Annotated in this window: 6 protein-coding genes and 1 pseudogene; 1 reads left to right on the top strand and 6 read right to left on the bottom strand. The window is 48.7% G+C overall.

Annotated elements, in window-relative coordinates:
* Positions 1-36 precede the first annotated feature (36 nt).
* Entirely contained in the window at positions 37-1,038 is a 1,002-nt protein-coding gene (locus ACUXVH_RS19590) for a GDP-L-fucose synthase family protein (RefSeq protein ID WP_041116927.1), read from the bottom strand.
* A gap of 876 nt (positions 1,039-1,914) precedes the next feature.
* Complete coding sequence (locus ACUXVH_RS19585; protein ID WP_065363459.1) at positions 1,915-3,795, bottom strand: acyltransferase family protein; 1,881 nt, start codon at positions 3,793-3,795, stop codon at positions 1,915-1,917.
* Positions 3,796-4,006: 211 nt separating this feature from the next.
* Here ACUXVH_RS19585 and ACUXVH_RS19580 point away from each other — a divergent pair.
* Positions 4,007-5,142: pseudogene (locus ACUXVH_RS19580) on the top strand (IS3 family transposase).
* A 243-nt stretch (positions 5,143-5,385) separates the two neighbouring features.
* On the opposite strand, the gene ACUXVH_RS19575 reads toward ACUXVH_RS19580, so the two are convergent.
* The 4 genes from ACUXVH_RS19575 to ACUXVH_RS19560 are packed head-to-tail and all read right to left on the bottom strand — an operon-like array spanning position 5,386 to position 9,927.
* Positions 5,386-7,815 carry a hypothetical protein gene (locus ACUXVH_RS19575; RefSeq protein WP_073698927.1) on the bottom strand — a complete coding sequence of 810 codons (2,430 nt, stop codon included), beginning with the start codon at positions 7,813-7,815 and terminating at the stop codon, positions 5,386-5,388.
* 23 nt (positions 7,816-7,838) lie between these two features.
* On the bottom strand, positions 7,839-8,228 hold the full coding sequence (locus tag ACUXVH_RS19570) for a GtrA family protein (RefSeq protein ID WP_081305188.1): 390 nt from the start codon (positions 8,226-8,228) through the stop codon (positions 7,839-7,841).
* A complete protein-coding gene (locus tag ACUXVH_RS19565) occupies positions 8,225-8,953 on the bottom strand; it encodes a class I SAM-dependent methyltransferase (protein WP_015634799.1) in 729 nt (242 codons plus the stop codon). The genes ACUXVH_RS19570 and ACUXVH_RS19565 overlap by 4 nt, the downstream gene beginning before the upstream one ends.
* Entirely contained in the window at positions 8,950-9,927 is a 978-nt protein-coding gene (locus tag ACUXVH_RS19560) for a glycosyltransferase family 2 protein (protein ID WP_015634800.1), read from the bottom strand. Before ACUXVH_RS19560 ends, ACUXVH_RS19565 begins: the two co-directional genes overlap by 4 nt.
* Positions 9,928-9,965 lie beyond the last annotated feature (38 nt).

Below are 9,965 nucleotides of genomic sequence, written 5' to 3'. Positions count from 1 at the left end.
AAATTAAAAGATGACGGTTCGCCTGCGGTGCTTGCATCAGATGTCGATACGTGCGTCCGGGGTCGGCGACTCAAGCAAGTTCAAGAAGTCCTCGTAGGCGCTTTTGAGCCCTGTTTTTTCATCAATTTTAGGTTTCCATCCAAGCGCTCTAATCTTGCTGCTATCCAGTAGCTTGCGGATAGTGCCATTTGGTTTGTTCGTGTCGTAAACGATTTTTCCCTCATAGCCGACGACCTCCGCAATCATCGCAGCAAGGTCGGCGATGGCGATATCGTGATTACAGCCGATGTTGTAGAGGTCGTCAGTGGTTGGCGCGAGCATTACGCACTTCATTGCGTCGGCAAGGTCGTCAACATGCAGGAGCTCGCGTCGTGGAGTGCCATCGCCCCAAACGACGAACTCTTTCTGCTGCAGGACTTTGGCCGCATGCGTACGACGGAGAATTCCCGCAACGACATGGCTGTGTTGAGAGTGGTAGTTGTCGCCGGGGCCATAAAGATTTGGCGGGATAACGGAGACGAAGTCACAGCCATATTGTTTGCGGTAGGCCCGGCACATTTCAATGCCAGCAATTTTGCTGACAGCGTACGCGCGGATACTATCTTCCAAAGGGCCCGTGAGTAGCGTCTCTTCGGTAATAGGTTGTGCTGCATTTTTGGGATAGGTGCAGTTGGTGGCGACAAAGAGTAATTTTTTGGTCCCGAACTTGTGAGCGCCAGAGATGACGTTCGTTTGAATCATCAAGTTGTCGTAAATGAACGATGCAGGCAGCGTTGCGTTGGCATGAATGCCGCCGACCTTGGCGCCGACATGAAAGATATAGTCCGGGCGGTGCTCTGCCATCCAATCGTATACAGCAGCCTGGTTGGTAAGATCCAAATCGGCCCTAGACGTCAGCAGTAGTTGGGCATCCTCGTCTTTAAAATTCCGGACTACAGCAGAGCCAAGCATTCCTTTGTGCCCTGTAATCCAAACTTTTTTTCCGGCGAAGTGTGGTACGGAACCCTGTACTGATGCCTTGACGCTTGTTGCAGACATTTGATCATCCTAATTATTTGGAAAGCTTCGCAAATTCACCTTCACCCTGCATCCGTTCGTCCTGCGCCGCCATCAAGGTAAGTTATCGGTACCCTGCGCAGCGTGCGGTCAAGCAAGCCTTTTTGCCCCACGTACAACACACTCATCTCAGAAGGGGAGCTCAGGTCGAAAGTCGCCTTTATTGATCCCAGCACGGTAATTGCGAGCTCCGTTTTCTGTTGTCCACTCTGGTCGGAGGACTGTGGGTTTGTATCCTGTCAAAGTGCCATTCGGTAAACTTGGGTTGATGGCTATTTGCCCACTTTGTATCGTTCACCAGCGACCTACTTTAATCAAAATCAAGACATTAGCTCATCTCGCGCTGCCTAGAGGGTCTGTATGGGGGAAGGGTAACAGTGAGGTCGGTTTTGGCAACCGCCTCTTCCTGTAGCCCTTCTGCAGAGGTGCTGCGTTACATCGGCGATGTTACCACGTCGTATTTTTTTTTCCTCCCCGACAAGGGCATTGGCACATTTTGCCCACTGACGCGGCACTGGCCGCTGATCGGGTTGGGGTGAGTCCAGTGGACGCTGCATCGTAAACGTTAACCTTCTGACATTGCTCTGCAAAAGGCCATGTTTGTTCAGGTAAAGACACAGCCTGGGCCAGACAAGTTCAGATTGTCAGCGTCAAATATCAGGTCGTATTGCCGCGCGATGGATTTTCTTTGATCATGGGCGCGCCAGGTGTTCGTTGGGAGATACCCCCACAGATCTGCCCGAAACTGATGAGGCTCTCGGGCCTGCGGTAACGTGGTCAGATATCTCACACGAACATCCTGTTCGCCACTGGATACTTTTGCGATGACTAAAGTCGTATTGATAACGTATTGAGGCATTAATTTACGATCAACGGTGTTATTTCCTTGGCGTATAGACCTGATCCTTCTGGTGTCAGGTGCACGATGTCATAGATCAGGGGTTTTTCATCGGGAGATGCCATTGGGCAGGACCCGTTAGGGCATACCGCTTTTGTCAGTGATACATAAGCAATACGGTTGTGATGAGAGACCACCTCACTGACGGCAGCCTCGGACCGTTGCATGACCTCCCAATCAACATCATTTGACGAGTTGAAGTTGAACATCTTGCCTTTTATCCTATCAATCATGATCAAGGGAACGCTGCGTTTGAAAAGTGGCGCTTCACCTATTACAACCACTTTAGTCAAGTTCAAGGTGTCTACTTTATCCAGCGTTCGATCTAAGGACGCCATGTATTCGGGCGATATTGGCCAGCCGGCAGTAATGATTAGAATATCGGGTCGAGCGGCCTCGATTTTTTTTAAGAATATTTCGTTTGCATTCTTGCAGTAAGGGCGTGCCGGCATATCCATGCCTAGAATCGGAGCGCATGCTGAGGCCGTTAACTGCCCAAGTGAGATGTTATGTTCGCCAAGTGTTTTACGTAGCCCCATATAGAGGTGTGCGGCATGACTGTCTCCCCAAAGAAGCGCCATTTTCTTTTTTCCAGAGGGTACACAATGTAGGAGGTCCGTTTTAGCGGGATCTTGATCCGGGTCTAGAAAACATTCCCCCGCTTGATAATCCTTAGTTGGATTGTAGGACATCGTCGTAAGCACTTGATCGATTCGACTTTGGGAAGATGAGGGGAAGCCGTGTTTGTGTGAGACGAACCATCCTATGGCTACCACTAGGCAAAGAGACATAGATGCGACTGACAAGATGTGTGCAGGCGTCCATTGCTTTTTTGCGTAACGGAAAGTTTGCTCAATCAGTTTGTAATTTAACCAAGCTAAAAGAATGGCCATTGCAAAAATCACCAGTGCGGCGATCTCTTTGTCTGCATTAGGGAATGCGCGTTTGGCGAATACAATCAAAGGCCAGTGAACGAGATACAGGGAGTACGATATTTTTCCCACGAATACCATCGGTCGGGAGCCCAAGAGCATCGACATCCTGTCGCCTTGCTCGCCAGCCATGATAATGAGCGCTGCGCCTAAGCACGGTAGGGCTGCGGCGATTCCAGGGAACGGGGTTTGACTATTGTAGAAGAATATTGGGTAAGCCAATCCGGCCATGCCCAGCGCAAACAGGCATAGCGAGATTATCGGAGGTTTTTTTAGGTGTAGCGCAGGAAGTGCAATCAAACTCCCGATAAGAAGCTCGAATGCACGAAACGGCAGAAGATAAAACGACGCGGTTGGGTTTGTAGAGAGTAATTGCTGCGAGAAAAACAACGATACAGCCAGCATGATAACGATGGTTGCGGGTATCAACCGTTTTGAAACTTTCGAAAGTCCCAGGATGATTAACGGGAAGAAGATATAGAATTGCTCCTCGATACCAAGTGACCAAAGGTGCAGAAGCGGAATCTCATCCGCGGAGGGCGAAAAATAATTGAGGGTGGTATAGAAGTAGATGTTTGCGGAGAAAAGCGCTGAGGCGATAGCGGATTTTGCGTAGTTTGCAAGTTCACTTGGATACTGTAGGCAATAGGCGGCAATCGATGTTGTGACTATCACCGACAGAAAGGCAGGCAGGATCCGGCGTGCTCGTCTTACGTAGAAATTCGCGATGGAGAATGAGTCGTTGCTAGTCTCTGTGTAGATGATCTTCGAAATAAGGTAGCCAGAAATCACGAAAAATATGTCGACCCCGACAAATCCGCCAGGAAGTAATCCGACATTCAAATGGAAAATCACCACACTCAGGACGGCTATCGCCCGGAGTCCATCAATATCTGAACGGTACTTCATGTCTTGGAAAAATCCTTGTGGTTACTCAGTTTATGGGGGGGATTCTAACCGTGAAAATGACTTTTTTGATCTGTTTTTCGTTCCGGATTCGGAATTAGGATGGATTAACCAAATTCTGCACGGGGTAGTTTTCGCCACAAAAAATGATGTGAATCGCCCCGAGTTTCGTAGGCACCTCTTTGCCTTAGAATGAGGCCAATCAGGAGGTGCCATGAGCAACCCACGTTATCCCGAAGAATCCAAAATCCAAGCAGTCAATCAAGTGACCGAAAACAAGCTACCCGTTGCTGAGGTAGCTGCCCGTCTCGGCGTGTCGACGCATAGCCTCTATGCCTGAATAAAGCGCTACAGCAAACCTCAAGTAGAACGGCAGCAGGATGATGATCAGCACGCTGAATTGCGTCGCCTGCGAGCGGAATTCAAGCGCGTCACTGAAGAGCAGGCATATTAAAAAAGTCCGCCGCATACTTTGCCAAGGAGTGCGGCTGAAGTACGCCTTTATCAAGCTGCGCGCGGGCGACTATTCGATTCGACGGCTTTGCCTGGCGCTGAAAGTCCATCCCAGCGGTTATTACGCCTGGCTGGCTGAGCCGCAATCTGTACGTGCCAAAGACGACCAGCGACTGCTGGGTTTGATCAAGCATTTCTGGCTGGAGAGCGGCGGCGTTTATGGCTGTCGCAAAATCCATGACGATCTGCGCGAGGTCGGTGAAGACTGTGGTCGGCACCGTGTGGCGAGGCTAATGCGTCTTGCGGGACTGCGCTCTCAGACAGGTTATCGACGTCGCCCAGTAAAGTACGGCGGTAAGCCAGCGGTCGCCTCGCCCAATTTGCTGAAGCGCCAGTTCGATGCCGTAGAACCCAACAAAGTTTGGGGCATCGACATCACCTACATTCGCACGTATGAAGGCTGGTTGTATTTGGTGGTGGTGCTGGATCTGTTTTCTCGTCAGGTCGTTGGCTGGTCAATGAAGTCGCAGATGACCAGTGATCTAGCTATTGATGCGTTGTTGATGGCGGTTTGGAGGCGTAAACCGAAGCAAGAGGTGATGGTTCATTTCGGCCTGGTAGCCAGTACAGCAGCTCCGATTGGCGCAGCTTTAATTTGATTGCCGCATGAGTCGCCGAGGCAACTGTCATGACAATGCTGTGGCCGGGAGCTATTTCCAGCTTCTGAAACGGGAACGGATCAGGCGGAAAACCTACACCACGCGGGAAGATGCTCGTAGTGATGTGTTCGATTACATCGAGATGTTCTACAACGTTAAACGTCGGCATGGCTTCAACAAACAACTGTCGCCGGTAGAGTTTGAAAAGCGTTACGCAATGAGTTTGCAAGGTGTCTAGAGAGTCCGGGGCGATTTAATTTTATTCTCGGGAGGCCGTGAGCAATAGGAGCAACCGTTAGGAGGTGGTTCTCCCCAGAGTGCGAAACTTTATCACATGAGTAATCGTGAGCACTGCTGCTTACTCTACCCGGCTCTGATCCCGTGGGGGGGCAGGGCCGGGCTTTAATCGGATCTAAAGATCTGTGGGGGACGAGCACTGCCTTCAGCTGGATCTCTGGCCGTTAGGGGGCAACGCTCGCCATCAAAGCGGAATAGTGCAACTGATGTTAGAGAACCAGGCATTGCCATCCTGTACCAGAGCGAATCGTAACTGTGATGATTCGGTCTTGCTAGCGCTCGGTAACTGGAGGGCACTGAGAGGGACTGTTAGCGTCTCGCTTTCGCCCGGCGGTAGAACGCGATTACTCGATGCACGATATCCATTGTCCCATTGAGTGACTGCTCCATCTGTTCTTTCAATGTGATATCCGATTTTTATCGGGAATTGTCCTGCCCCTATGCTCCAGTTGAAGTTACTTTCATTGGTTAAAGTCAATGTCAGGTTTTTATATGAAGATGTACCTTCTTCTCGGGTGCAGGAGAGACTGCCTTTCATGGCTTCAAGTGGAGTAATCGCAGAATCACCCGTGCCCTTTGTTAATACTGATCCGTCCAGAAATAATTCTGGGTGCGTCTTGTTGTCGACAGTAACTGGGATGTCTCCAGGGTAACTATGGATAAAGGCGACAAGCATGTCCCGGTTTAACAATATAGGGTAAAGATTTTTGTTTGCCGCTTCTTTTGAATTGATTTCAATAGTGCTGATATTTTTGTAGTCAGGTTCGTAGTGTATACGGTATCCAGGATCATCCAGGAGTGCGTAGGCAAGATTGCTCGCGTCGTCCTCGACTACCTTGTAGTTACGCGCCTGTAAGGTTTGGTGAATTGCCGAATACTCCTCGCCTTTGACGACAGTTCGGTCGATTACAATAGATTTGAAACCCAATGCTTCGATTTCGGTCAGTTGTTGCGTGAAAGTGAGTTTAGATATCCTGTAATTCCAGTCATCTGCTGGGCTATTTTTCGCGCCACCATTGCTCCAGTGAATTGTGTGTGAGTTTAGGTAAAGGCGGACTTGGGAAAAAGCGCCCCACCCGTAGTAAGGGCTTTCGCGTAAATATTGAGCGTAAGGGTATTGATAGACCATTGAGTTTTTTGGAATGGTCTGTTCTAACTGGCTAACGAAATTGCGCTCTGCTTTATACTGATCTGCAAAGGGTTGATTTCTGCGGTTCGAAGTCGCAGGGATCTGATCGAACAGTCCTACGATAGTAATAGTTAGAATCAGTACTGAAGCGATCATTCGTCCTTTTTGTTCTTTGCGATCTCGCCATCCATCAGCTATTCGGGCGCCGAATAATAGTAGGAAGAAAATAAGGAGTACGGCGAAACGATCATAGGCACGGATGGTAGGGAATATCAAAGCTACCAGAGTGCCAATGCCTCCAAATATGCAGCACAGCAATGAAAATAGGATTAAGGGGAGTAGGGTGTCGATCAAGCTCAATTGATTATTGGTTGTGGCGGAGGTGTCAGCTTTTCTGAGTATGGGAAGTGCTAGAGCGGTGAGTGCTGCCGCAAGTAATAGTGATCCCAAAAGGCCGAGAGAGACTGCGGCAACGGATGAGTATTTTCTTGCGGCGGTATTAGAGCTTAGGATTTTCTCTCCTGCTTTTGCGATTGACGGTATTCTATGATTGGTGGCGGGAGCGATAAGTTGCTTCAGGCTTGTGCTATAAACTTCAGCCTCAAAAGGGTGCTTTATCAACACGGGATCCGCTGTATTTCCCGTGGGGTAAAACTCACTGTGATGATTTTTTTTGTAAGTGTAGAGTGGTAGCTGTATCAGTAATGACGCTGCGACAAGCAGCAAAATATAGATGGTAGAGGGGGTAAGCAGGATAGGTTTTTTCCAGCCCACCAATACAGCTCGGGCACCAGCGGAAAATCCGAGTGTGAGTAGTATGAAAAACGCGTAGTACCCATCGGATATCGCTATGAGTAAAATGAAAAGTGCGCCGAGCAGAAAAAAACGATCAGTTATAAGTTTTTTGGGGGCTGCCAAAAGTATGTGATCAAATTTTCCCTGTAGAGTCCATATTACAGAAACGAGGGCAAGAGGAACTATGAAATAATTGGGTATAAAAGAGTAAATAAGAAAATTTATTCTGAAGGTAGTAAAGGCAAATAGGAAGGCGACACAAACCCCGCAGAGCCTAGAGATATTAAGCAGTCTGCAAGCAGTGAAAGATGTGAGTGCGATCAATGAAAAGTTCAGCAGGTAGTAGAATTGCTGAAGGTAAATTGGGTCTTTGATAAAAAAGTTTAGACCCAGCATGATGACTGAGTGCAGTGCGCTGGTTTGTGCGGCGGCATTGTGATGCCAGCTTGCAACTTCTGGTGCTCCTAGGAATGGATTGCTAAGCACCCATCCCGTATCGGTTAATACTTTCGTCAGGGTCAATTGCCATATGTCATCCCCATTTCCATATATCATAGGGATCGACATGTCCCAATGGTTAAGCCCTAGAACATAGTAGCCTAGCACCATCGGTAGAATTATCAGAAGGCCAATGTAAATTCCCAGTTTTTTTAGTAATGGCTTTTTGTTTTGGCGCAATGCTTCTTGCATCCTGGAATGTACCTTGTGTTTTTTTAACTTGCGTTATTTTTGAAGATGAATAATTTGCAGGCGATGAACATCACGGTGCTGTAAATTACTATTCCACAGAGTTGCGCAATGTAAGGATTGATTTTCAGGGCGTTTAACGCGAGTAACACTGCAGCTGCGTTCAATAAATAGGCGATAATGGCGCACAGTATATATTTAGGGAACGAGTGCCTCGCAGGGTTCGTGCTTTTAAATGTCCAGATGCTATTCAGGGTAAAGCTAATGGCCAAGCCTACGGCATAACCCACAGCATTAGCCGTCAGCGGGCCGAGGGATGTAAAGTACATGATTGCATAGATAGCGGCCAAACCTGTCAGCGTGTTTAACACGCCGACAAGTAAGAATTTCATCGTCTGAATGGCCAGTGCAATCATTCTGGCGCTCGCGCAGACATACGGTACTGAGCACCTAGTGCGAGCCAATTCAACTTCCGCTCCAGCGGGCGCAGATAGCTCAAGAAGGCCGGAAAGAAAAGTTTGTAGTCAACGCTGGGTTTTGCCCAGCCACCGGCAGTTGCGCGCTTCGCCATAGTCCGCCCCAGAATCAGTTTTGCGTTTACATCAAGGGGGCAGGTGTTCACCGCTTTTACGGTCAGTGGATTCAGCGGGTTATGCTCATATATCGTTAGAATTCCTCCTGGTTTGGTGATGCGTAGCAACTCCTTTAACCAGTGATCATGGTCTTCGTGCGGTATATGGTGAAAGACGCAAGCTGTGAATACGATATCCTGGCTGTGTGTAGGCAAAGGGATAGTGTTTTCAATCTGTACGTATCTTTCGTCACCGGGGAATCTGATTTTTGCGATTTCAATACTGCGAGATGAGACATCCCCGCAAGTAATCGCACTGCCAGGGAAATATTTTCTGAAGAAGGGTAATGAGTTTCCGATACCGCTGCCGAAGTCAAAAACAGAGGCCGAGGGCAGTTTTTGATCTGCTACTAGCGCTGCCAAGTCTGCAATTTTGTATTCAGAAAAAAACTCCGGGTTTTCGCCGGTAATTGCGACGTTCTCTTTATGCTGATCATGGTACTCGTCAGCAAGTAGATCGAATTCGGCACGTACGCGTTGATCTTTATCCGGGTTGATATTATCGCTCAATTCGATGTCTCCTTGTTGGGCTCCGTTTTGATCTCCTTGTCCAGAGATGAGACTATCTCTTGAATAATAAACAAAGGTCGGCCTTTGGTTTCTATATAGAGTCTTCCCAAATACTCTCCCATGACACCAGCAACAAATAACTGCATGCTGCCCAGCGCCAGCATGATCACTGCCAGGGATGTCCATCCTTCTACACTGTTGCCTGTGAAGTAGTGAAGCAACACATAACCCAATAGCAGTACTGTGGCCGCCCCGAAGCCAATGCCTAAATACGATGCCATGCGCAAAGGGCGTACAGAGAATCCGGTGATTGCATCTATTGCAAACTTAATCATCTTCGACAACGGGTACTTTGTTTCCCCGGCGAATCGTGCTGCGCGCTCATAGGGAAGGGCTTCTTGCTTAAGACCGATCCAACTGACCATTCCGCGAATAAAGCGATGATGCTCAGGCATTCCGTTCAGCAAGTCGACGGCTCGACGACTCATCAGGCGGAAGTCCCCGGTATCTGCAGGGATGTCGATGTCTACCATCCGGTTAAGCATGCGATAGAAGAAGTGAGCCGAAGCCTTTTTGAACATCGTCTCGCCGTCGCGTTTAATCCGCTGGCCGTAGACAACGTCGCATCCGTGGTCCATTCGTTCCATCATTTTTGATAGCAGTTCTGGAGGATCCTGAAGGTCGGCGTCGAGGATGAAAACCCGATTGCCCCGACAGAGTTGCAAGCCGGCTGACAATGCAAGTTGATGACCATGGTTGCGTGAGAGATTGATGGCAACCACGCGGCGATCAATTTGCGACAGATCCTGCATGATTTTCCACGTTGAATCCCTGGATCCATCATTGATCAGGACGAGTTCGTAGTCATCGTTAAGTTGCTCTGTACAGACGGCGGTAACTCGTCGGTGCAACTCGAGAATCCCGTCTTCCTCGTTATAACAAGGAATGACTACAGATAATGTTGGCCCTGCCATTGATTCATCCTTAATTCTGAAAAGATTGCGTCATTTGC

The organism is Pseudomonas sp. 8(2025) (assembly GCF_052665325.1).
This window is presented reverse-complemented; position numbering and strand designations above follow the sequence as displayed.

Excerpts from the sequence above, each read along its gene's own strand:
- ACUXVH_RS19590 (WP_041116927.1), bottom strand. The coding sequence starts at position 1,038 with ATGTCTGCAACAAGCGTCAAGGCATCAGTACAGGGTTCCGTACCACAC.
- ACUXVH_RS19585 (WP_065363459.1), bottom strand. The coding sequence starts at position 3,795 with ATGAAGTACCGTTCAGATATTGATGGACTCCGGGCGATAGCCGTCCTG.
- ACUXVH_RS19575 (WP_073698927.1), bottom strand. The coding sequence starts at position 7,815 with ATGCAAGAAGCATTGCGCCAAAACAAAAAGCCATTACTAAAAAAACTG.
- ACUXVH_RS19570 (WP_081305188.1), bottom strand. The coding sequence starts at position 8,228 with ATGATTGCACTGGCCATTCAGACGATGAAATTCTTACTTGTCGGCGTG.
- ACUXVH_RS19560 (WP_015634800.1), bottom strand. The coding sequence starts at position 9,927 with ATGGCAGGGCCAACATTATCTGTAGTCATTCCTTGTTATAACGAGGAA.